Below are 19941 nucleotides of genomic sequence, written 5' to 3'. Positions count from 1 at the left end.
ACACCTACAGCCGGATCCGGGATTGCTTAAGGCTATTCGGTAAAGTTGACTGTTATCTAGCGGCGGCGACCGCTGCGGCAGAGGGGCGCGGTGGGCCAGCTGCGAAACAGCCAGCACACGAGGAGACTGCGGCTTTTGCAGGCTGCTCCTGTGCTGGCTGGGGGCAACGCGAAGACAGCGTTGAGCGCGGCAGCGCGATGCTGGCTTCGCGTTGAGGCTGGAGACCGTCCTTTGGCTCCAGCCGACCCCGCCGCCGGCCCACCGCACCCCGGCGCTGTAGCGGTCGCCGCCGCGCCTGAGACGCAAAAAAGACTCGCCGCAGCGAGTCTTTTTCTAACCTTAGATCGTAACGCTACCGCTAAACTGACTGTTGTAGAGGTCAGCATAGAAGCCTTGCTTAGCCATCAACGCATCGTGATTACCGGTTTCAACAATCGAGCCATGATTCATGACGATGATGTTATCGGCATCGCGAATGGTGGACAACCGGTGCGCCACCACGAAGCTGGTCCGGTTCTTAAGCAAGCGCGCCATCGCATGCTGGATGTGCACTTCGGTCCGGGTATCAACCGAGCTGGTCGCTTCGTCCAAGATCAAAATCTCAGGGTTGGCCACAAACGCCCGGGCAATCGTTAGCAACTGCCGCTGCCCTTGCGAAATATTCGAGGCAGATTCATTCAGCACGGTATCGTAACCCTTCGGCAGCTGCCGCACGAATTGATCCACGTGAGCGGCCTTGGCGGCACTGATGATTTGCTCATCGGTGGCATCTTCGCGGCCGTATTTCAAGTTGTCCCAAATCGTCCCAGTGAACAGCCAGGTGTCTTGCAGCACCATCGCATAGTGGCTACGGACGTCTTCGCGACTCATATCGCGAATGTCCTTACCCCACATGCGAATCGAGCCGCCTTTGACATCGTAGAACCGTTCGAGCATGTTGATGACCGTGGTTTTACCAGCACCGGTCGGGCCAACAATGGCAATCATTTGCCCTGGTTCAACCGTTAAGTTGTAGTCCGTCATGAGCAGCGGATTGCCGTCGTAACCGAACTTCACATGGTCCATGACCAACGGATGCTGATCGCCTTCGATTGGGGTGACACCGGATTCGATGTCTTCCATTTCTGGTTCGTCAAGCACTTCAAAGACCCGTTCTGCAGAAGCCACGGTGTTTTGAATGGTGTTGGCCAAGTTCGCCAGCTGCGAAATTGGCTGACTGAACTGCTGGGTGTACTGCAGGAAGGCCTGCACGTTCCCCAAGGTGACCGTCCCATTAGCGACAGCGACGCCGCCAAGAATAGCAACGAAGACATAGCCAATGTTATTCAAGAAGGTCATCAGCGGCATGATAATCCCAGACACGAACTGCGCTTTCCAAGCGGAGTTGTAAAAGGCTTGGTTCTGCACTTCAAACGCGTCCATGGCGTCTTGTTCGCGGTTAAAGGACTTCACAATGACCTGGCCGGCATAATTTTCTTCAACATAGTTGTTAAGCAGACCGAGGGCCTTTTGCTGACCGGCGAAGAAGCGCTGTGAACGCGGCGCTACCAGACCAACCACGACTAAGCTCAAAGGAATGGTGACCAAGGCAATCAGGGTCAATTTCCAAGAAATCGACAACATCATCCACAAGGTCCCAATAAAAGTAAAGGTACTGGTGACCAACTGCGTCAGACTTTGCTGCAAGGTCGAAGCGATATTATCCATATCGTTGATGGCCCGCGACATGATGTCCCCATTAGAATGGGTGTCATAGTAGTTGATCGGCAGGCGCTTCATCTTGGCCTTGAGTTCCTTACGCAGGTCGTAAACCGTGCGCTGCGAAACCCGGGTCATGATAAATTGCTGCAGGAAGGAGAACAAAGCTGAGGCCAGGTACATGAAGATAACCACAATCATGATTTCTTTGATCTTGTCAAAGTTAATCGGGAACTGGTCCATAGCGATGCCGGCTTTTTGCTGGGCCACGCCTTTCATGTAACCTTTAAAGATTTCCGTCGTCGCCTCCCCTAACACTTTCGGGGTGCGAATTTGAAAGATGGTGGAGGCAATGGCGAAAGCCAGGACAATGCCAATGCCCACCAAACGTGATTTCATGTAACCAAACAAACGGAAGGTGGTGCCCCAGAAGTTCTTTGGCTTTTCCACTAAGCCGGCTTGGCCGCCGGGGCCGTGACCACCAGCCATCCCTTGGCGCTTTGGAGTTTTGGTTTCAGCCATTAGTCTTCATCCCCTTCTCTGATTTGTGAATGAACGATTTCTTGGTAGGTTTCGTTATTGGCCTTCAGTTCGGCATGCGTGCCGCGACCGACCATTTCGCCGTTATCCAGCACAATGATGGTGTCGGCATCTGCCACGGTGGACACCCGCTGACCGACGATGACCACCACGCGTGACGAAATCTTTTCGTCATCCTTCAGGGCCTGGCGCAACTGCGCGTCGGTCTTAAAGTCGAGGGCGGAAAATGAATCGTCGAACACATACACGGCGGCGTCTTTGATCAACGCCCGGGCAATCGCCAGCCGCTGTTTTTGGCCACCAGAGAAGTTGTCCCCACCTTGTTCAACATGGTAGTCCAAGCCTTCTGGGTTGGCTCTCACGAAGTCATCCGCTTGCGCAATGGCCAAAGCGTGCCAGATTTCTTCATCAGTGGCATTGTCATTGCCATACTGCATGTTGGAGCGAATGGTACCGGAGAACAGGTTGGCTTTTTGTGGCACAAAGGCGATTTGCCGATGCAGTTCATCCAAATCGACATCCTTCACGTCCATGCCGTTGACCCGCACCGCGCCTTTCTCGACGTCATAGAAGCGCGGAATCAGATTGACCAAGGTTGACTTACCTGACCCAGTGCCCCCGATAATCGCCACAGTTTGCCCGGCCTTCATATCGAAGTCCACGCCTTGCAGTGCTGGTTCTTCGGCGCCATGATAACGGAATTGAACATGATCGAATTGCAGCTGCGACGTGGTGTTGGCAAAGGACTTAGGCGTAGTCGGCGAAGTCAGGGTCGTGGTTTGATCCAGCACTTCGTTGATCCGGATGGCCGAAGCTTGCGCCCGAGGAATGAAGACGAAAATCATGGACAGCATCATGAAGCTCATGAGAATCTGCATTGCGTAAGTAATGAAGGCAATCAGGTTCCCGGTTTGCATGGTTTGCTGGGCAATCAGATGCGCCCCCCACCAGTCAATCGCGATGTTGGTCCCACTCATGATCAGGGTCATCACTGGGAACATCATCGCCATGATGGAGAAGACTTTCACCGCGTTGTTGGTGTAATCCTTGTTGACGCCTTCGAAACGGTCTTGTTCAAAATTGTCCTGCCGGAACGCGCGAATGACCCGCACCCCGGTCAGGCCTTCCCGGAAGACCAAGTTGATGTTATCGGTTTTTTGCTGCATCGCCCGGAACAACGGGACGGCAAACTTCATAATGATGCCGATGAAAAGCGCCATAATCGGCAGCACCACGACGAAGATCAAAGTCAAGGTGTGGTTTTTCTGATAGGCCAAGAAGGACGCGCCCACCAGCATGATTGGCGCCATGATCATCATGCGCAAAATCATGACCCAAACGTTTTGAATCTGGGTGACGTCGTTGGTGGTCCGAGTGATCAGCGAACTAGTCCCGATTTGATCCATTTCGTCATGCGAGTAGTTGATGACTTTGCGGTACACATCGGACCGGATGCGTTGGCCGAGTTTTTGCGAAACCCGGGCGGCCAAAAAGACGTTGCCGACACTGGCTAAGACTGAAATCACGGCGAAGAAGATCATTTTGTAACCTTCCTGCCAGATGTAGTTAATATTGCCAGTGGCAACCCCGTTATTGACGATGTCCGCGGTCAGATTGGGCAAATATAAGCTGGTGATGACCTGAACGATCATAAAGGCCACCGCGCCTAAAATCTGCCAGCCTGACACGCGGCCTTTGGCTAGTTTAATCATGTAAGTCCTCCTTTTGAACGCCGGCGCCGAATTGCAACCAATGAAGCATGGTTGCCATGCGCGCTTTCAACTGCGCCAGTGAAATCTGTTCCCCATTGCGTAGTCGATGGTAATAATGGCCTAGTGATTGCATGAAAATCCACATGGCTTGCCGAAAGAGCATGCCCACTTCTTCATCGCTGCTTACCACCAGTTTATCGCGGTCAATCAACGATAAGGTAGTGCGAAGCAGTTCTTTTTTATGCGGTGGCTTCGCATCACTCGGGGAAAAATGCGTGGCGCTTTGAAAGTCCATGTATAAAAAGACGTTGGCGTAAAATTCTGCGTCTGGTCCTTCAATTAAAACATCCGCCGCAGCATTGAAAAATTCATCGAGCGCGGCGAACAGGTCCCCGTTGTGCCGCCTTAACGCCTGCTCGTAAAGCGAGGTCGTTTGCATGCGGGTTTGATCAAGTAAATAGAAGAAGATATCGGTTTTGTCTTCAAAGTATTGATAGAAACTGCCGCGTGGGATCCCGGCATCACGAATGATGTTCGAAATGCTGGCCGTTTGAAACGGCACCCGAGCAAATTCGGCATAGGCGGCTTTGATCAAGCGCTGCCGTTTTTCATCAGCCAGCCGGAAGAAAGTTGGTTTAGGCATGAGACTCCTTTCTGGCAAAAAAGCCAAAATAAATATGACAGAATGTCATGTGACAAACTGTCATTATACGCGCCTCAGGTTATTTTACAACTATTTTCACAGAATTTTCAAAACTTATTTTGTTCAGCTGAATCAGCGCGGCGCTGGCCTTAAGTGCCGCCTACTGAGCCGGGTGGTTCGCCATCGGCCTGGCGTCAGGCGTCAGCGCTAACACCGCCTTTTCAGAAGTCAGATCGACCCCCCGCACCTGCCAAGTGGCGCAAGCATCGACCAGGCTGACCGATGTGTTTTTCAATAGCGTCACGGGCAATTGCTTAGGTGCCAGCTGGTAAATTAACGCGCTCAAACTGACCCCATGCGCCACCACCAACACATTGGCTTCTGGCTGATTAGCGGCGACAATCTGCTTAAAGGTGGTGTCGATCCGTGTCATTAAAGCGTCAAAGGTTTCGGCCTGGCCGGTGTCATCCATCGCGTGGAAGTTTCGCACCAAAGTCCGAAATTGCGGCGCGACCAGCCACATTTTGGCAAATGCCCCGAGCCCAAAGCGGCGCTGGGTCTTGCGCATCAAGGCGGTGTTCTTCATGCCTTCATTGCCGCCAAAATAATACTCCCGCAAGCCGGTCAGCTCCTGCAGCGGTGGGGCATCAGGATGCTGGTCCAAAATTGCCTTGGCGGTTTGCTTGGCGCGGCGCCGATCCGAGCTGTAAGCCGCATCAAAGTGCACGTGCTTCAGGATGGTGCCTAACGTTGCCGCTGCTGCCAGCCCCTTGGCGGTCAGCGGGCCATCTGTGATGCCTTGCAGGCGCTGCGCCCGGTTCATCTCGGTTTCGCCATGCCTGACCAGATACAAGTGAACAGTCATCAAAAAGCCCCCTTTTCTGGGTTTTAACTTACCTTTATGTTATCATATTCGGCGGTAATCCCACACAGACTAAAGTCGGAGGTGAACGCCTTGGACGGCGCAGAAATGATTTTGAGTTATCTTCAAGCGCACCCGCAAAGCGCTGAATTGATCAATCGCGGCTATCAAAACGTGGTCGCCTTTCGCTTGCCGGATCAAGTGATTTTTCCGCAGCAAGCGGCTTTGTTCCCAGACGACCGCCTCAACGCCTTTCGCCTCGATGACGGTTTTATCCGCCATCACCGCCGGCTGGTGCAGTGGCTAGCTGAGTTGATCAATCCCGATGAACCCACTACGCCAGCGGCAATTTGGCTCACTTTGAGTCACGTCACCGCCACCGGCGTGCTGTTCATCGAGGTTTCCTTTGAATAAACCCATGGCCGCCATGCTGCAGCGCGCCGTGCAAGCGGCGATTTTAGGCGTGCTGCTATGGGCCAGCGCGATGGCGTTCGGCTGGCGCTGGCTGTTGTTTGTGGTCATCGCGGTGCTGATTTATGGGTTAATATGTTTCGGCTATGCCATCTTCTTATGGCGGGTCAACCAAAAATAGACACAAAGACGGCGGCTGCATTTCTGCAGGCGCCGCCTTCTTTTTACTTCAACTTAACGCTTTTTCTTTGGCAATTTTGGTGAATGCATGAAGTAATCCACCACGAGCAAGGCAATCAGTACAATGACGATGCCTTTGGCCCACCGCGCCGCCAAAGACGCGCGCATCATCCAGGCCACCAGCAAAATCACCAACGCCAGCAGCTGATCGATGATTTGCCGCAGTAGAAACTGCGAGGCTTGTTTTTTATCTTGCAACCCTAACACCCTTCCCTTGTTCAAGCTATTGGCTTGATTTTAACACTGATATTGGTGCCTTGTCAGCGCATGCGGTATAATCGCCCTAAATTAAGGAGGCGCATCCTGATGGACATGGCCATTACCCACGATCAATTCTTACTGATTGAAGCTGGCACCAAAACGATTGAAATTAGATTAAATGACGCCAAGCGCCGCCAATTACGGCCTGGCAACCACCTCACCTTGACCGACTTGGACACTGGCGAAAAAATCACCAAGCAAGTCAGCGCCATTGATCACTTTGATTCGTTCACAGCGCTGTACACGCAGTTTGGCGGCTTGGCGGTGGGCGCCGCGCCTGACGATTCTGTGGCCAAAATGACCCAGGAGACTTATGCGCACTACACCCCTGCCCAGGAGCGGGCCGCGGGGGTCTTGGCGATTCACCTGAAATAGCAGTCACATCAAAACGGCCATTCCTAGCGGTAGGAATGGTCGTTTTCATTAATGTGCGGTTTTTTGCTCATCTTCGCGGCGCCGCATCACGGCCCACGCCGCGAGCGCGCCCAGACCGAGCAGCACGCCAACCACAATCAGTCGGTGCCAGTTCAAATGAAGCACCGCATCCCCGCCAAAGGCATAAAAGAAAGCCGTGGGCACCGACGCCAGGGCAATCACTGGCGCCAGCCGCTTGCCCGTGATGCCAAGACGGGCCGCCGCCACATGGGTAATCGTATTGGGAATAAACGGCACGGCATAAGCAATCAACAAGCCCAAGCGCGGATTGCGGGAACGTTGCAACCACTTGAGCACGCGGGTTTGCTTATCAGCTTGGCTGTGCTCATCCGCGAGATGATGAATCAGCAGAGCGCCAATATTGTTGCCAATCGTCAGGCCCAACACATTGGCGACAAAGCCCAGCGGTGCACCAAGGCAGATACCTGACACCACCGCCACGACGGCGTTCGGGGCCCCAGGAATGACCGACACGGCACTGAGCAAAATCACCAAGGGAATAATGGCCCAGGAATCACCGCGCAAGGCATGCACTAAAGTCGCCTGCGAAAAATCGGCATGCCGCACCAGCGCAAACACCTCATGGTAATGGCTCAACAGCCACACCAGGCCAATCAGCGCCAGCACAGCCGCGAGGAGCTCGATTTGCGGTTTACGTTTGCTCATGATTGCCTCCTCTTGCCCGTCAAAGTTTAAAAAAAGGCCATCGCACGCTGCGACAGCCATCACTTGGGTAGATAGGGATCGAACCTATGATTATGGATTCAGAGTCCACTGCGTTACCACTTCGCTACTACCCAATATTCTTAAGCACGAGTACCAGTTTAGGAAAAAGCAGCGATGATGTCAACGAAAAATCGTGAATTCACGAAAAAAGCTGCCTCAAGCCAACGCGGCCAAGACAGCTTTCTGCATTTGATTGGGTAGATAGGGATCGAACCTATGATTATGGATTCAGAGTCCACTGCGTTACCACTTCGCTACTACCCAATAAGACTAACGAACGAGTAATATCTTACGAAATAATGGCGCGCTTGTCAATTGCTGTCAGCGATTTCACCGAAATCCCATTGCCTTCTCAGAATACCGGCCCTTAGCCTGCAAACTTCGCCGCATTGGCGTACACTAGCGATAGACTTTGTGGAAAAGAGGGGTAACAATGAAAATTGAATCTGCCTGCACGTCGATTTTGGTGGGGAAAGCCGCCAGCATCGATGGCAGTACCATGATCGCCCGCAACGATGACACCTTTCATGTGCTAGCACCACACCGTTTCTACATGCATCCCGCATGGCATGGTGAAAAAGACTTGCACGTGAAGTCACCGCTGAACGGTTTTGAAGCACCACTGCCAGAAAACGGCTACCGCTACAACGCGGTGCCAAATGTGGACACCGAACACCTCGGTGACTACGAAGAAAGTGGCATCAACGAAAAGAACGTGGCCATGTCCGCCACCGAAAGTACCTACGGCAACGAACGCACCCTGGCGTTCGATCCGTTGGTCAAAGACGGCTTGGATGAAGACTTAATTGTCAACATGACCCTGCCCTTTGTTGAAAGTGCCCGCCACGCGGTGGAGTACCTGGGGCAATTAATCAAACAATACGGCTCCCCTGCTGGCAACTCAGTGTTGTTCTCGGATAAAGACAATGTTTGGTACATGGAAATCGTCACCGGCCATCACTGGGTCGCCCAACGCATTCCTGATGATGCTTACGCTGTCGCGGCCAACCAGGTCTCCATTCAACAAGTTGACTTCGACGATGCGGACAATTTCATCTGGAGTGAAGGCATCCGTGAATTCGTCGCCGAGCATCACTTAAACCCGGACCAAAGTGGCTGGAACTTCCGCCACATTTTCGGGACGATGAATGAAAAAGACCGCCACTACAACACCCCGCGGGTCTGGTATGCCCATCACATCCTAAACCCGGAAACCCCAGAAACACCGGAATCAGCCGAAATGCCGTTCATTATGCGCACAGATCACAAGATCACCCGCGAGGACATTGCCCAAATCCTGGGCTCGCATTATAACGAAACGCGCTTTGACCCCTTCGCCAAGGACAGCACCGATGCTGACCGCCTGCGCTACCGGCCGATTGGCTTGAACCGGACCCAGAACTCCCATATTTTGCAGCTGCGCAATGACATTGATGAAGGCCACGCTGCTATCATGTGGCTGAACATCGGCATTCCGGAATACAGCCCTTACGTGCCGTTCTACTGCAACGCTGACGACACCGATCCTTCCTACTCGCAGACGCCGCTGGAATTGGATCTTGATCAAGACTCAGCCTACTGGTTGCACCGCAGCTTAGGCATGTTGGTTGAAAGCCACTACAGCAAGTTCATCCAGCAAAACCGCGATTATTTGACCGAACAATATCGCTTGTATCGGATTCATATTGCGGCCACGGATGAAGCGACCAAGGACCTCACTGGTCAGGACCTGACCGACGCTTTGACCCAGGCCAACTACAAGCTGGTGGCAGCGGTTAAAGCTGAAGCCAAGCGCCAAATTGCCAGCATGCTGATGCAAGGCTTGGAATTATCCAAACTGACTTTCAACATGGACAAAAACCTGTAAACCACTGTTGTTAACACCTGCCGACTCGGCAGGTGTTTTTTGTTATCATTTATTGCATAATAAGGCCAATTGGAAGTGATCGTATGACAACAATGATTCTCCTACGTGGCAATTCTGGCTGCGGTAAAACGACCTTAGCCAATCAGCTCGCCGCTCGGCTACCAGCCAAGGCCACGTTGGTGCTGCATCAGGACCTGCTGCGCCGCGAGCTGCTGCATGCCAGCGACCACGCAGGCACTCCCGCCGTGGATTTAATCGCCACGTTGGCTACCTTTGGCCAGCGGCATTATCGCTACGTCATCATTGAAGGCATTTTACGCCGCGATGTTTATGGCGACATGTTGGCGGCGCTGTACGCGCAATTCCGGCCCACCGCCTTTGCTTATTATCTCAACATGGACTTCGCTGCCACCCTAAGGCGCGATGCTCTCAAGCCAGCGCCTTTTGGGGAAACCAACTTGCGGCGCTGGTGGCGCGAAGGCGACCAACTGCCCTTTGAGCAGGTCTTGGCCGCTGGGGAAACCGCTCGATTAACGCAGCAAATTTATCTGGAGGTGGCGCACCATGAGCAAATCACGGATTAATGCCTTGAGTGATGGCGTCTTTGCCATCCTCCTAACGATTTTAATCTTGGAGTTTCAACCCGAAACGGTAAAACCCGGCACCTTGCATGTCGTGGTGTTTCACCAGGCGCCGCTGTTTTTGATGTACCTGCTGTCGTATTTTTACGTCGGCACCAACTGGCTCTTTCACCACGATTATTTTCAGTATGTCAAGCGCACCAACCGCACCTTGAACGTCATCAACCTCGGGGTGCTGTTCACCAGCACGTTAATCAACTATGCCATGGTGTTGTTGATTGAGGCCCTGTCCAATGGTAATAACGCCGATATCCAGCTGGCTTTCATCGTGTACGACGCCGTGGCGCTACTCATCTCGTTTTCTTTTCTGGTACTCTATCGCTACCTCGAACGCCACCCCGAACTGCAAACACTGGCCCGCAGTGGCATCGCGACCCACTACGACCGCATTCGGCTGGATCCGGCGCGCAGTGTGATCATCTATTTAGCCTCGATGATTGCCACCAGCTTTTCGAACCTGATTGCCGGCTTGCTACTCGTCGCCGGGGTGGGTTTTCACTTCTTCGCTTACCTGCGCTTCAGTCGCGTGGTCCATTTAGCCATTAAGAAAGAGGAATGACCGCCCCCCTCCAGCCTAATTACCGGTATAATGGATGCTAAAAGGAGTGATCACATGCGCCAAGCAAGACGTCGCCAAACCAAAAAGAAAAAATGGCCCAAGGTCCTCGGCATTATCGTCGGCCTGCTGGTCCTGTCAGTGGTCCTAGGAATCGTTTTCTTCACGCCCCTCAACAACACCTACCGCAGCGTCACCGGCAATGACACCCCCGCCGATAGCGCCGTGAAAAATGAACTTGTGAAGCGCATTGAAGCACAGAAAACCGGCAACACCGCCACGGATAACCTGCTCGACCGCGCGGCCAACACGGTCAATTCCACCAAAATGAGTACCATTATCGCCGCCGCCAATGATGAGCAGAAAATGGCCACCCTGCTGCAGAACACCACAGGCGTCTCTAGTGCCACCGCGGAAGTGGCGGCCCGCACCTTGTTCAATACGGATAGTCTCACGCCGCTGCGTGAAGCCGTGGCCCAAGGCAATTACGTCAAAGCGTACCAAGCTTATGAAGATTTGGACACCAGTACCCTGACGCAGCTTAAAGCCACCCTTGCCCAATAAGAAAGAAGATGATGGTGCGGTATCACAGTCAAGATGGCCGGTTGTTTCGCAATGAGCAGCTCAATGACCTCATGCGCCAAACTGGCGGTACGCCGCAAATCGTCCGCAAGCAAGGCCGCTACCTCTACCTACTGATTGCCGCGGTGATTGCCTTAATTGCGGTCCATCTGACGATCAAAACGTTGGATGTGGTGCCGCTGATGTTTGTCTTTATTTTCGGCGGCTTGTACCTGCTGCGCGATGAATACATCATCCAACCCAGCGGCCAAGTGCTTGAGCTCAGCTATCATGACGTGGCCATTATCATGGGCAAGCAACACCAACTACCTATCGTCTTCATTCCTGATAACGACTAACTTGGCGATGGTCATTTGACTGGCGCCTTGTTTTATATTCACTTTGGAGGTAAGTACGTGTCTCATCAAAGTTCAAATAACGCCGGGTGCTGGACGGTCGGCATCATTATCGTTGGCCTCGCCCTCCTGATCACCTACTGGTATCTCTTTTTGGCCGCGGCGGTTTTAGGTGGTGCGGTTTGGTACTACCTGCACCAAAAGCACGTCAAGGAAGCCGCCGCAGCAGCCATGCAAGCTAAGCAAGCGGAAGCCGCCGCCCAGAAAAAAGCCATCGAAGGCTCGAAAGTCGGCCGCATTCGGCAGTTCAAACAGTTGCTGGATGAAGGCGCGATTACCGCGGATGAGTTTGCCACGCAAAAAGCGAAGATTCTGGCGGAAGATGACGACGAGGATGAGCTGAAGTTCTGAATCCGCCCGGTTGCCTCGTTCACACAGCAGAAAAAAGCTCCGAAATGCCTTGATAAAGGCATTTCGAAAGCTTTTATTTTAACCTATGATCACCCGTATGGGAATCGAACCCATGATTCCGCGCTGAGAACGCGGCGTCTTAACCTCTTGACCAACGGGCAATAAACTGCTCGCACTCGCTCGAGCACATATAATAGTTTACAGGAATTCAGGCGGTTGTCAACAAGAAACCGGCCAAAATCCACCTGCAGTGGCGCCACTGCAACATGCTATACTAACGCCGAGGTGATAATAATGGATGTGATTTTCCATATTGACGAAAGCAGCAAGTGGCCGGTAGTGTTCGGCAACATCAAAAACTACCTGAAAACCGCGCAGGATCAAAATGTTTCGGGCCAAGTTGAGCTTCTGATCAACGGTGATCCGATTGTCCAAGCCAAAGCTGGCAGTGACATTGCACTCAGCGAACTGACTGCGTTAGGCATTGAAGTCGCGGTGTGCAATAACGCCATGCGCAGTCACGCCATCACGGCGGCCGACTTGCAGCCAGGCTTGACGGTCGTGCCGGCTGGGGTCTTCGAATTAGCCAAGCGTCAGCACGAAGGCTTTGCCTACATCAAACCGTAAGCCGTCTGCTAAAAAAGGCCTCGCTGCAGCATTTGCAGCGAGGCCTCTTTATCAAGGTTGCGACGGGATTACTTCTTAACCACCATCGTCGGGTTGAATGTTTGATGCTGACAAGTCTGGCCGGCACGATCAAACATGGCGTAAACCCAAAGCCCGTTGATTGCTAGTGCGGCAGCACCGATTAATAAAATGACCATCTGCGTCATCCTCCTTTTTGCTAAAAATTCGGACTCCCCGCGGGTCGATTGAACATCGCCGTCTGGATAGACGCTCCGTGAAGATTCTTAATTCTTTCCTGAATATGTACTCTATTATACACAAACTTTACAAAAGGTCAAACCGTGTTTACAAACTTTTTTATTTTATCCATATAAAAAGTGGCGTCAGCTCACATCTGACGCCACTTTTATCGCTACATTGATTCGACTTCATCCGTTATCAGTGTCTTATTTCGTTGCTTTTGCCGATACATTACGTTTACGAAGCACCCACAGCATCGCCAGGACAAGCATCCCTAGCAAAGCTGCAGCCGCGGCATTGCCGGCAAGCCAGCCAGTTGGCGTACCATGCGTCAACACCCCACTGATGGACAGCAGAATGCCGGTCAACCCGATGATTGAGCCGCCAGCGATCAAACCGGAAGCCATGCTGATGCCATTTTGCACCCGGCCGGCGTTCTTTTCTTTGTTGCGGCCTTCCACGATTAAGCGGACAATCGCACCCACTAAGATAATCGCCGTCGTGGCCATGGGCAGGTAGAAACCAATCGCTACTGTCATGATTGGCAGTTTCAACAGGTGCAGCACAATCCCCATAGCAATGCCGATGAAAATAATGGTGAATGGCAACTTACCGGTGATGATACCAGAGGTCAAAGCGGCAATCAGGTTCGCCTGCGGGAGCGCGAAGCTGGCATTTTCACTGGTATCCGCCAACTGACCCGCCAGCATCACAATCACCCCGACCACGGTAATCGTCCCGAGCACTGCCGCAATCAGGAACCGGCGCTGCATTTGCGGCCGGTCAGCATGGACCAGCTCGGTGGCTTTTTGCGTTTGCGAGTAGCCGCCGCCGATACTGATGGCGGTCACCACAAAGGTTGCCAGCAGGAGCAAGGAGCGCAGATCAAATTCTGAGGTCCAGCCCATCACCACAAACAGCACCGTCAGTAGCACTAACGAAGCAATGGTCATGCCTGACACCGGTAAATTGGAGGTCCCCAATGTACCAGTCAGGTTAGCGGCCACAACGACGAAGACGAAGGCCAACACCATGGCCAAAGCGCCGCCGAGCAGGCCAATCATCAAGTTGCCAGAGAACAGCGAGCTGAGAATGAACACCGCCACAATGGAGAAGCCAAGCAGGAAGATGCCAAATTTCGACTTCTTTTCATTACCCCCTAATGTGGCTTTCAATGAGCGGCCAATCACCGGAATCAGCTTGATGGCACCGATTAGCCCGCCGGCTAGCATCATGCCGGCGCCTAGGTAGCGGTTATATGCACCGGCAATCCCATCAAAGCCTAAAGAGTTGACGGTCACGCCAGCGGCATTCCACACTTCATTGGAGCCATGCGCCATGTCGGTGAAGTACCCGATCAACGGCGCAATGGCGAAGTTAGCCAAAATCGAACCGGCGAACATTTGAATGGCCACCTGCATCCCCACGATAAAGCCGATGCCGGCCAGCAGCGGGTTGACTTCCAGTTCAAACTTCCATTTGAATTCGCGCACCCCATAAAGGACGAAATGATTGTTGATGAGCCCAAACATCGACCCGGTCAGCATCGTCAGCAAGCCCCCGATGCCAAAACCCGCGCCCATCATTTTCAGGCCTGCCCCACCTTCCGCGCTAGCGCGAATGGTTTCGCTGATGGCCATGGCTTCGGGATAAAGCAAAGTATCTTTGCTGGCGATGATCAAGTGGTTTTCCACAATCGCCGCCGTGCCAATCCCAAACAGCACGCCCATGGTGCCGACCAGCACGGCTTCAAAAAAATTGATTTGCGCGCCGATCAACAGCACCGCCGGTAAAACGAAAATCATGCCACTGGCGATAGTTTCCCCACCGCTGGCCATGCCTTGCATTTCGTTGGTCCCGGCATAACCGCACCGCTTGGCGAAAGCGCGCACCACGGCCGAGCCGATGATGGCACCAGGAATGCCGGCGGCCACGGTCAGACCAGCTTTCATGCCGGAATAGGCAGTGGAAGCGGCGAATAAAATGGCCAGCAGAATGCCGACACTTAAGGTAATAATGGTCCCTGTCCGGCCTGCTGCTTTGGCCGGGGCTTTCACCTTGGGGACGCTAGCTGGCTTCTCCATATTGGTTCCCCCTTATCTAAACCATAACTGTTTACCAGGTTTAACTTTAGCTTAGCATGTTCAGTTTTCTACATGCACTGATAACGGTCGTCATTTAACCTATTTTCTGCACAGCAAAAAAGTCGGCCGGTGGCTACCGGTCGACTCATCAAACCATCATCATTTTGTGGGATGGCCGAAATGTTGCTGGCTTTCCCCTTGTGAGCGCGTACACTAGAGGTAAGCAAGGGAAAGGAGGCAACCATCTTGGCCAACAAACCAGCCCTACCATTGGGCATCTTAACCACTGTGGCCGGCGGCATCACTCTCATCGGCGGCGCCATCGCTTTGGCCAGCGGCATTTTAGCGATTCACAGTGCCGTTCGCCGCTAGGCTTGCAGCTGATCGGCCATTTCTGCCAGCACCCGGTGCGTGAGCCGGCTTGACTCCGGTGCAATCGGGTTATCGGTTTGTTCGGCGACCGCCTTCACAAAGGCCTTGACCAACGGCGCAAAGCCGCGGGTGGTGAGTGTCGGTTCCCAATCCGGCGCCTTGGTGCTGGTCTGACCGGCCTGGGTATAAGCCGTTAGCTGCGCCAGGTCTTGCACGCGGTAGACGCCAGCCGTCGCGCTGACTGTTGCTTCTTCCAGGTTCGCACCAGCCACCAAGTTAATGCCGGCTTCGACCCTCATGCCATTGACGCCGAAGCTGATGGTGGCTTGTTGCAAGTTGCCGTCTTGATCGGCATGCATGCTGTAGTGCGGCTTGATGTCGGTTGGGAACCCAGCCAGCATCAAGGCCGTATCCAGCGGATGAATCAGCAAATCAAAAATCGCTTCGGCCGGTACTTGACGATCCGCCACCCGGTTTTTCACCACTTCGATCACGTTCTTATTCGGCACCGCCTGCAATTGTTGCATCAATGGCGCAAAGCGGCGATTGAAGCCCACTGTCAGTAGCTTCCGGTGCTGCGCCGCCAGCAGGTAGAGTTCAGTGACCTGCGCCGTGGTGGTGGCCAGCGGCTTGTCAATGAAGACATTCACATCTCGGGTCAGGAAATGCTTAGCCAGTTCGAAGTGGGCCGGGGTCGCCGCATGGATCATCACCGCATCCAGTTTCAAGCCATCCAGATCTTTGACATCCGTCCCCGCCATCGGCAGATGGTATTGGTTGGTCAGCCGGGTAAGCTTGGCCAAGTCACGGGTGTCCAAATACCACTGCACCTGATCTTGCATTTCTGCATACACGGGCAAATATGCTTTTTGGGCAATATTACCAAGCCCGATAACCCCAATACTTAACATCTAATCACCTTTTCGTTTTTGATATCTTCACGCTAGCACAGCCCCAGCACCGGGTCAAAGGCGGCGGTTGAATTTAAGCGAAAAGTTAGGCATCACGGAGGAGAAATAATGAAAAAAATAAAGTCCCATCACGGGCACGGCAAACGACCACTGAAGCTCATATTGACCCTCATGCTGGGGTTGAGCCTGGCCGGCGCCACCCTCAGTGGCTGCAGCGACACTGACAGTAGTCCCAAAACCACGACCCATCATGTCAAAAAAACGACCAAGGCGTCCAGTAGCGAGGCCGAAGCCAGCTCAAGCGAATCTAGTGCCAGCGCGGCAAGCAGCTCGGCGCCGGCCCCAGCCACCACGACCAACCCCGAATTGGCCAACTTGGCCTACAACGGCACGCAAACCATCGACGTCAACGGCGGCAAGCCAACGTTTGACGCTGCAACTTTGAGCACCAGCCACGGCACTTGGCAAACCTACGCGGACCTCGATGGCCTGAACCGAGCAGTGGACGCTGAAGCTTTGATGAACAAAGCCATGATGCCGACCGCCGAGCGGGAACCCTTAACCTGGGATCCTACCGGCTGGCACAACAAGCGCATTGCGAGCGGCTACTTGTACAACCGCAGCCATCTGATTGGCTATCAGCTCACCGGTCAGAACAACAACCCCAAGAATTTGATCACCGGTACCCGCTCGCTGAATAGTCCTGAGATGCTACGCTACGAAGATGATATTGCTTACTTCATGAAAACTAACCCACAGGCGTATGTGCGCTATTCCGTGGTGCCAGTGTTCAAAGGCGATAACTTGCTGGCCTCAGGCGTGCACATGATGGCCCAAAGTGTCGGCGCCAACGGCATCAGCTTCAACGTGTACATCTTCAACATTGAGGAAGGCGTCACCTTGAATTATGCCGATGGCACCAGCGTCGTCAACAGCACCCAAGCCAGCACGCAAAACGCTGCCCCGGCGCCGGCCGCTAAAGCCAGCACCCCGGCTGCCACCACGACCCAGCGCGGTGACATGAATACCAATGATAGCGGCAAAATCATTGGCAACCGCAATTCACATATTTATCACGTCCCCGGTCAAGCTGGGTATCGCATGAATTCCAGCAACGCTGTCTACTTCCAAACCGAACAACAGGCCCAAGCCGCGGGCTATCGCAAAGCCAAGCGCTAAGAATCGAAAACGCCATGCCTCAGCATGACGTTTTTTGCTTCACGAACCTTTGCCAAAATGCTGAAAATCACTCAGCCGCTAAAAGTTTCATCGCTTTATTAACTTGTTTATCCCGCATTAAATTGGTGACTGCCTGTACGGTCTGAAGCCGTTTCTCATCGGCGGAGTCGTGCTTGACCTGATCAAGCGAGAAGGTCTTGATGTTGTTCAAGGCCGCTTGATTCCATTCCACCTCAATATCCTGTGACATGTTAAGCACCTCCCTTTTACTGTGCCAGTATTATAAGTGACATTAGTCAAAATTGTCAATTTTCATGTTAATTTCAAAGCTTGATTCAATTGTCTCAGCCTCAGTCCGGGTAGGATATAGTTTGGCCATAAGATTACGCCGAATAAATTGAGCCACTGCTGGCTGATCCATCTGCTTATTGGCAATTTTTAAGCTGATTGCATAAAGCTCATCGCCATCAACGTTTTCCAACTCAAACCCATTCATTGAGAGCACGAACAAGGCAGTCAACAACGCCGTCCGTTTATTTCCATTGTGGAAGCATTGCGCGTCAGCGATTTTGAACCAAAAGGCAGCCGCCTTTTCAACGATGCCTGGATATTGAACATGGCCAAAGAATTCACCCATACAAGCATTAATGATGGCATCCAGTTTTTGAGGATCCTTCAACCCGTATCTCGATTCTTCCCGGAACAGTTTTTCAGCCATTTCATTGATGACTTCAAACATCGACAAATCCGGGATCAAAACCTCGGGAGTAGCAACCAGCCCGACCGTTTCGACCGCTTTGTCTTCCAAAGATAGCTGCAGATAGCCCAAACCGCTTTCGACAATTAGTTGAGCTTCAACTTTGGTCCCCTTTGGCACGTGAAGCCTGGCTTGTGAGGCAAAACTATGCATCACCGCAATACTTAGATCCTGAAATTGCTCTCTTTGCCCCATGTCAAAAAATTTTACATAGTGATGGACTTCGCCATTAATCGAACTCGCCTCTTTTTTCATGAACTGATTATAGCATGGCCATGGTTCCAGCAATTCAAATAACCCTCAATGATGAGTGACTTCCATTCTTCTCAATTTACATTTTGCTGATGCACTAAGAGGGCCCTCACCACTGGAAACAAAAAAGAACCCGAAATCGGGTTCCCAAAATTCGATGATGGTAACCAATATAGTAACCACCCATCCTTGGCGCTCCTTTATGGACGCTGTTTTTTGCTTTTATTTCTGGTTCAGAATCGCTATAACCCGCGCCATTACAAGCGTGCGTTCAGTTCCTTGGTCATATCCTCAAACCCAGGCCGGCCAAGCAGGGCAAACATATTGTTTGTATTGGCTGGCCGGTTTCATGGGGCACAACTCTCCCACGAACGCTGTAACGGCAGGCTTTTTGACGATTGCAGAGGTTGCATTGCTTGCTTCGTTGGCACCTCATATCAACGATTTTCTCAACGATTATTTCTGTGGTTTAATCAGTCCCGCTTTTTGTATCCCGGCGACCACTTCGTCCGCAGCTCAGGACAAAATAAAAACCTTCCGGTGGGCGGAAGGCGTGGAAGACGGTCCGGGTGACTAGTCCGGCCCTGGTGATGATCCATCTTTTACTCGATGTAATCATAACACAAAAAATAGCCCCACCCGCCGAAGCGAGTGAGGCTAATCGTGGCAAGCTAGAATGGCTTAACACCTTCGTTGAGCTTCTTCTGCATTGCGATAACCATGCGGCTGTTCTTGGAGATTTTACTATCTTCTGGAGTACCGAGCTTGTGCTGCATGGCCTTGATGGTATTTGGACCAAGCAGACCATCAGGTTTCAGGCCAAGGGCGCGCTGGAACTTTGCGATGATTTGAGAACCGGCTGGGTTCGTAGTGTCGTAGGTAAAGCCATATACCGCGTTCTTGAAGTTGTTCCACGGGTATTGTGCAGATACCTCCCCATCAACAGGTGATCCGTAGAGCCGCTGCGAAGCCTGTGTGGTTGCCCGGCCCCAGTCACCGTCTAGTACCAACTTTCCCCAGGTCGAAGTTGGGGAATAGTTTGAGCCAACGCCTGAAACAGCCTTGCCGCCATACCGATAGATGTAGTAATACGGACGACCAGCACCAAGCCAGCGATCCATATACTCGGTCGTGTTGACCCCGTTGTCGTGATAGTTGCAGTGGATGATGTGACCGGTGTCGACAAAGATACCGGTGTGGCCGAACCCGCCGCTAGAGCGTCCGCGCCGCCCCCAGATGAAAACGTCGCCACGCTGTGGGTTGAAGCTGTGGTTCTCGGCAATCAACACATAGCCGATTGACTTGATCCAGTCGTGCATGTACTCGGTGTTATATATCCACGTCTTTGTTGGCTGGGCTTTACCACCGCTACACAGAGCCGTGACTACGGCCCCTGAGCAATCGGCCGTGCCGTCTGCACCAGACCGGCTACCATTCATGCTATATGTCACACGGCCGCGCATCTGCTGCATGTACTTGATGGTGCCATCAATAGAAACTGTCATGCTACTTGTCCTCCTTTTTAGGCTTGTCATACGTCAGTGCCTGAACGCTGTCCGTTACGCCAGCCGTGGTTGGATCAGTAACCACACCAAGAAT

Annotated in this window: 25 protein-coding genes, 3 tRNA genes and 1 pseudogene; 12 read left to right on the top strand and 17 right to left on the bottom strand. The window is 52.7% G+C overall.

Translation table 11 applies throughout. The features are described 5' to 3' along the window. Window positions 1-339: 339 nt before the first annotated feature. The 4 genes from JUF11_RS08750 to JUF11_RS08735 form a co-directional block, all read right to left on the bottom strand. Complete coding sequence (locus JUF11_RS08750) at window positions 340-2187, bottom strand: ABC transporter ATP-binding protein (protein ID WP_373305866.1); 1848 nt, start codon at window positions 2185-2187, stop codon at window positions 340-342. Between the two features lie 32 nt (window positions 2188-2219). Then, the gene (locus tag JUF11_RS08745) at window positions 2220-3950 is read right to left on the bottom strand and encodes an ABC transporter ATP-binding protein (protein WP_204119263.1); all 1731 of its coding nucleotides are present in this window, start codon (window positions 3948-3950) and stop codon (window positions 2220-2222) included. Further along, window positions 3943-4593, bottom strand: a complete 651-nt coding sequence (locus tag JUF11_RS08740) for a TetR/AcrR family transcriptional regulator (RefSeq protein ID WP_204119262.1) — start codon at window positions 4591-4593, stop codon at window positions 3943-3945. The genes JUF11_RS08745 and JUF11_RS08740 overlap by 8 nt, the downstream gene beginning before the upstream one ends. Before the next feature lie 160 nt (window positions 4594-4753). Further along, window positions 4754-5458, bottom strand: a complete 705-nt coding sequence (locus JUF11_RS08735; RefSeq protein ID WP_204119261.1) for a histidine phosphatase family protein — start codon at window positions 5456-5458, stop codon at window positions 4754-4756. Window positions 5459-5548: 90 nt separating this feature from the next. Between JUF11_RS08735 and JUF11_RS08730 the strand changes: the two genes are divergently transcribed. After that, entirely contained in the window at window positions 5549-5869 is a 321-nt protein-coding gene (locus JUF11_RS08730) for a hypothetical protein (protein WP_204119260.1), read from the top strand. Then, complete coding sequence (locus tag JUF11_RS08725) at window positions 5862-6047, top strand: hypothetical protein (protein WP_204119259.1); 186 nt, start codon at window positions 5862-5864, stop codon at window positions 6045-6047. Before JUF11_RS08730 ends, JUF11_RS08725 begins: the two co-directional genes overlap by 8 nt. A 53-nt stretch (window positions 6048-6100) precedes the next feature. On the opposite strand, the gene JUF11_RS08720 is transcribed toward JUF11_RS08725, so the two are convergent. Then, window positions 6101-6304 (bottom strand): hypothetical protein, encoded by a 204-nt coding sequence (locus JUF11_RS08720; RefSeq protein ID WP_204119258.1) that lies wholly within the window; start codon window positions 6302-6304, stop codon window positions 6101-6103. A 108-nt stretch (window positions 6305-6412) separates the two neighbouring features. Between JUF11_RS08720 and JUF11_RS08715 the strand changes: the two genes are divergently transcribed. Further along, window positions 6413-6742 carry an ASCH domain-containing protein gene (locus JUF11_RS08715; protein WP_204119257.1) on the top strand — a complete coding sequence of 110 codons (330 nt, stop codon included), beginning with the start codon at window positions 6413-6415 and terminating at the stop codon, window positions 6740-6742. A 48-nt stretch (window positions 6743-6790) separates the two neighbouring features. Here the strand turns inward: JUF11_RS08715 and JUF11_RS08710 are convergent, their stop codons facing one another. The 3 genes from JUF11_RS08710 to JUF11_RS08700 form a co-directional block, all read right to left on the bottom strand. Beyond that, entirely contained in the window at window positions 6791-7468 is a 678-nt protein-coding gene (locus JUF11_RS08710) for a TVP38/TMEM64 family protein (RefSeq protein ID WP_204119256.1), read from the bottom strand. Between the two features lie 63 nt (window positions 7469-7531). Further along, window positions 7532-7602: transfer RNA gene (locus tag JUF11_RS08705), tRNA-Gln, on the bottom strand. A gap of 119 nt (window positions 7603-7721) precedes the next feature. Beyond that, window positions 7722-7792 (bottom strand) — tRNA-Gln (locus JUF11_RS08700). Between the two features lie 169 nt (window positions 7793-7961). On the opposite strand from JUF11_RS08700, the gene JUF11_RS08695 reads away from it, so the two are divergent. The 6 genes from JUF11_RS08695 to JUF11_RS08670 all read left to right on the top strand — a co-directional run bounded on the left by JUF11_RS08695 (window position 7962) and on the right by JUF11_RS08670 (window position 11920). Beyond that, window positions 7962-9395, top strand: a complete 1434-nt coding sequence (locus JUF11_RS08695; RefSeq protein ID WP_204119255.1) for a C69 family dipeptidase — start codon at window positions 7962-7964, stop codon at window positions 9393-9395. Window positions 9396-9478: 83 nt separating this feature from the next. Continuing rightward, complete coding sequence (locus tag JUF11_RS08690) at window positions 9479-9979, top strand: AAA family ATPase (protein ID WP_204119254.1); 501 nt, start codon at window positions 9479-9481, stop codon at window positions 9977-9979. Then, on the top strand, window positions 9960-10595 hold the full coding sequence (locus JUF11_RS08685; protein ID WP_204119253.1) for a TMEM175 family protein: 636 nt from the start codon (window positions 9960-9962) through the stop codon (window positions 10593-10595). The genes JUF11_RS08690 and JUF11_RS08685 overlap by 20 nt, the downstream gene beginning before the upstream one ends. 54 nt (window positions 10596-10649) lie before the next feature. After that, on the top strand, window positions 10650-11156 hold the full coding sequence (locus JUF11_RS08680) for a hypothetical protein (protein WP_204119252.1): 507 nt from the start codon (window positions 10650-10652) through the stop codon (window positions 11154-11156). A gap of 11 nt (window positions 11157-11167) precedes the next feature. Then, window positions 11168-11512 (top strand): hypothetical protein, encoded by a 345-nt coding sequence (locus JUF11_RS08675; protein WP_204119251.1) that lies wholly within the window; start codon window positions 11168-11170, stop codon window positions 11510-11512. Between the two features lie 57 nt (window positions 11513-11569). After that, complete coding sequence (locus JUF11_RS08670) at window positions 11570-11920, top strand: SHOCT domain-containing protein (RefSeq protein WP_204119250.1); 351 nt, start codon at window positions 11570-11572, stop codon at window positions 11918-11920. A gap of 89 nt (window positions 11921-12009) precedes the next feature. On the opposite strand, the gene JUF11_RS08665 is transcribed toward JUF11_RS08670, so the two are convergent. Beyond that, window positions 12010-12081: transfer RNA gene (locus JUF11_RS08665), tRNA-Glu, on the bottom strand. A gap of 133 nt (window positions 12082-12214) precedes the next feature. Between JUF11_RS08665 and JUF11_RS08660 the strand changes: the two genes are divergently transcribed. Then, window positions 12215-12547, top strand: a complete 333-nt coding sequence (locus tag JUF11_RS08660) for a DsrE family protein (RefSeq protein ID WP_204119249.1) — start codon at window positions 12215-12217, stop codon at window positions 12545-12547. A gap of 68 nt (window positions 12548-12615) precedes the next feature. Here JUF11_RS08660 and JUF11_RS13310 read toward each other — a convergent pair whose 3' ends face one another. Further along, window positions 12616-12744, bottom strand: a complete 129-nt coding sequence (locus JUF11_RS13310; protein WP_268886765.1) for a hypothetical protein — start codon at window positions 12742-12744, stop codon at window positions 12616-12618. A 249-nt stretch (window positions 12745-12993) separates the two neighbouring features. After that, complete coding sequence (locus JUF11_RS08655; RefSeq protein ID WP_204119248.1) at window positions 12994-14871, bottom strand: OPT/YSL family transporter; 1878 nt, start codon at window positions 14869-14871, stop codon at window positions 12994-12996. 246 nt (window positions 14872-15117) lie between these two features. Between JUF11_RS08655 and JUF11_RS13305 the strand changes: the two genes are divergently transcribed. Then, window positions 15118-15243: a hypothetical protein gene (locus JUF11_RS13305; protein ID WP_268886764.1), complete on the top strand. Its 126-nt coding sequence runs from the start codon at window positions 15118-15120 to the stop codon at window positions 15241-15243. Here the strand turns inward: JUF11_RS13305 and JUF11_RS08650 are convergent. Then, window positions 15240-16154: a Gfo/Idh/MocA family protein gene (locus tag JUF11_RS08650; protein ID WP_204119247.1), complete on the bottom strand. Its 915-nt coding sequence runs from the start codon at window positions 16152-16154 to the stop codon at window positions 15240-15242. The genes JUF11_RS13305 and JUF11_RS08650 overlap by 4 nt on opposite strands. 108 nt (window positions 16155-16262) lie before the next feature. On the opposite strand from JUF11_RS08650, the gene JUF11_RS08645 reads away from it, so the two are divergent. Beyond that, window positions 16263-17333 (top strand): DNA/RNA non-specific endonuclease, encoded by a 1071-nt coding sequence (locus JUF11_RS08645; protein WP_204119246.1) that lies wholly within the window; start codon window positions 16263-16265, stop codon window positions 17331-17333. A gap of 67 nt (window positions 17334-17400) precedes the next feature. Here JUF11_RS08645 and JUF11_RS08640 read toward each other — a convergent pair whose 3' ends face one another. From JUF11_RS08640 to JUF11_RS08620, 5 genes and pseudogenes are all read right to left on the bottom strand, one after another. Beyond that, on the bottom strand, window positions 17401-17583 hold the full coding sequence (locus JUF11_RS08640; protein ID WP_204119245.1) for a hypothetical protein: 183 nt from the start codon (window positions 17581-17583) through the stop codon (window positions 17401-17403). 42 nt (window positions 17584-17625) lie between these two features. Next, window positions 17626-18378 (bottom strand): type II toxin-antitoxin system death-on-curing family toxin, encoded by a 753-nt coding sequence (locus tag JUF11_RS08635; protein ID WP_204119244.1) that lies wholly within the window; start codon window positions 18376-18378, stop codon window positions 17626-17628. A gap of 221 nt (window positions 18379-18599) precedes the next feature. Beyond that, window positions 18600-18680: pseudogene (locus JUF11_RS08630) on the bottom strand (glucose-6-phosphate isomerase); the annotation flags it as partial. Between the two features lie 333 nt (window positions 18681-19013). Beyond that, a complete protein-coding gene (locus JUF11_RS08625) occupies window positions 19014-19847 on the bottom strand; it encodes a peptidoglycan amidohydrolase family protein (protein WP_204119243.1) in 834 nt (277 codons plus the stop codon). A gap of 1 nt (window position 19848) precedes the next feature. Next, window positions 19849-19932: a phage holin gene (locus tag JUF11_RS08620; protein WP_236000505.1), complete on the bottom strand. Its 84-nt coding sequence runs from the start codon at window positions 19930-19932 to the stop codon at window positions 19849-19851. Window positions 19933-19941 lie beyond the last annotated feature (9 nt).

Source organism: Lacticaseibacillus suilingensis, assembly GCF_016861845.1.
GTDB lineage: Bacteria > Bacillota > Bacilli > Lactobacillales > Lactobacillaceae > Lacticaseibacillus > Lacticaseibacillus suilingensis.
The sequence above is the reverse complement of the archived record's forward strand: the minus strand, read 5'-3'. Positions and strand labels throughout refer to the sequence as shown.

Coding starts and splice junctions, on each gene's coding strand:
- JUF11_RS08750 (WP_373305866.1), bottom strand. CDS start 2,187: ATGGCTGGTGGTCACGGCCCCGGCGGCCAAGCCGGCTTAGTGGAAAAG.
- JUF11_RS08745 (WP_204119263.1), bottom strand. CDS start 3,950: ATGATTAAACTAGCCAAAGGCCGCGTGTCAGGCTGGCAGATTTTAGGC.
- JUF11_RS08740 (WP_204119262.1), bottom strand. CDS start 4,593: ATGCCTAAACCAACTTTCTTCCGGCTGGCTGATGAAAAACGGCAGCGC.
- JUF11_RS08735 (WP_204119261.1), bottom strand. CDS start 5,458: ATGACTGTTCACTTGTATCTGGTCAGGCATGGCGAAACCGAGATGAAC.
- JUF11_RS08715 (WP_204119257.1), top strand. CDS start 6,413: ATGGACATGGCCATTACCCACGATCAATTCTTACTGATTGAAGCTGGC.
- JUF11_RS08710 (WP_204119256.1), bottom strand. CDS start 7,468: ATGAGCAAACGTAAACCGCAAATCGAGCTCCTCGCGGCTGTGCTGGCG.
- JUF11_RS08695 (WP_204119255.1), top strand. CDS start 7,962: ATGAAAATTGAATCTGCCTGCACGTCGATTTTGGTGGGGAAAGCCGCC.
- JUF11_RS08690 (WP_204119254.1), top strand. CDS start 9,479: ATGACAACAATGATTCTCCTACGTGGCAATTCTGGCTGCGGTAAAACG.
- JUF11_RS08685 (WP_204119253.1), top strand. CDS start 9,960: ATGAGCAAATCACGGATTAATGCCTTGAGTGATGGCGTCTTTGCCATC.
- JUF11_RS08680 (WP_204119252.1), top strand. CDS start 10,650: ATGCGCCAAGCAAGACGTCGCCAAACCAAAAAGAAAAAATGGCCCAAG.
- JUF11_RS08675 (WP_204119251.1), top strand. CDS start 11,168: ATGGTGCGGTATCACAGTCAAGATGGCCGGTTGTTTCGCAATGAGCAG.
- JUF11_RS08660 (WP_204119249.1), top strand. CDS start 12,215: ATGGATGTGATTTTCCATATTGACGAAAGCAGCAAGTGGCCGGTAGTG.
- JUF11_RS13310 (WP_268886765.1), bottom strand. CDS start 12,744: ATGGTCATTTTATTAATCGGTGCTGCCGCACTAGCAATCAACGGGCTT.
- JUF11_RS08655 (WP_204119248.1), bottom strand. CDS start 14,871: ATGGAGAAGCCAGCTAGCGTCCCCAAGGTGAAAGCCCCGGCCAAAGCA.
- JUF11_RS08650 (WP_204119247.1), bottom strand. CDS start 16,154: ATGTTAAGTATTGGGGTTATCGGGCTTGGTAATATTGCCCAAAAAGCA.
- JUF11_RS08645 (WP_204119246.1), top strand. CDS start 16,263: ATGAAAAAAATAAAGTCCCATCACGGGCACGGCAAACGACCACTGAAG.
- JUF11_RS08640 (WP_204119245.1), bottom strand. CDS start 17,583: ATGTCACAGGATATTGAGGTGGAATGGAATCAAGCGGCCTTGAACAAC.
- JUF11_RS08625 (WP_204119243.1), bottom strand. CDS start 19,847: ATGACAGTTTCTATTGATGGCACCATCAAGTACATGCAGCAGATGCGC.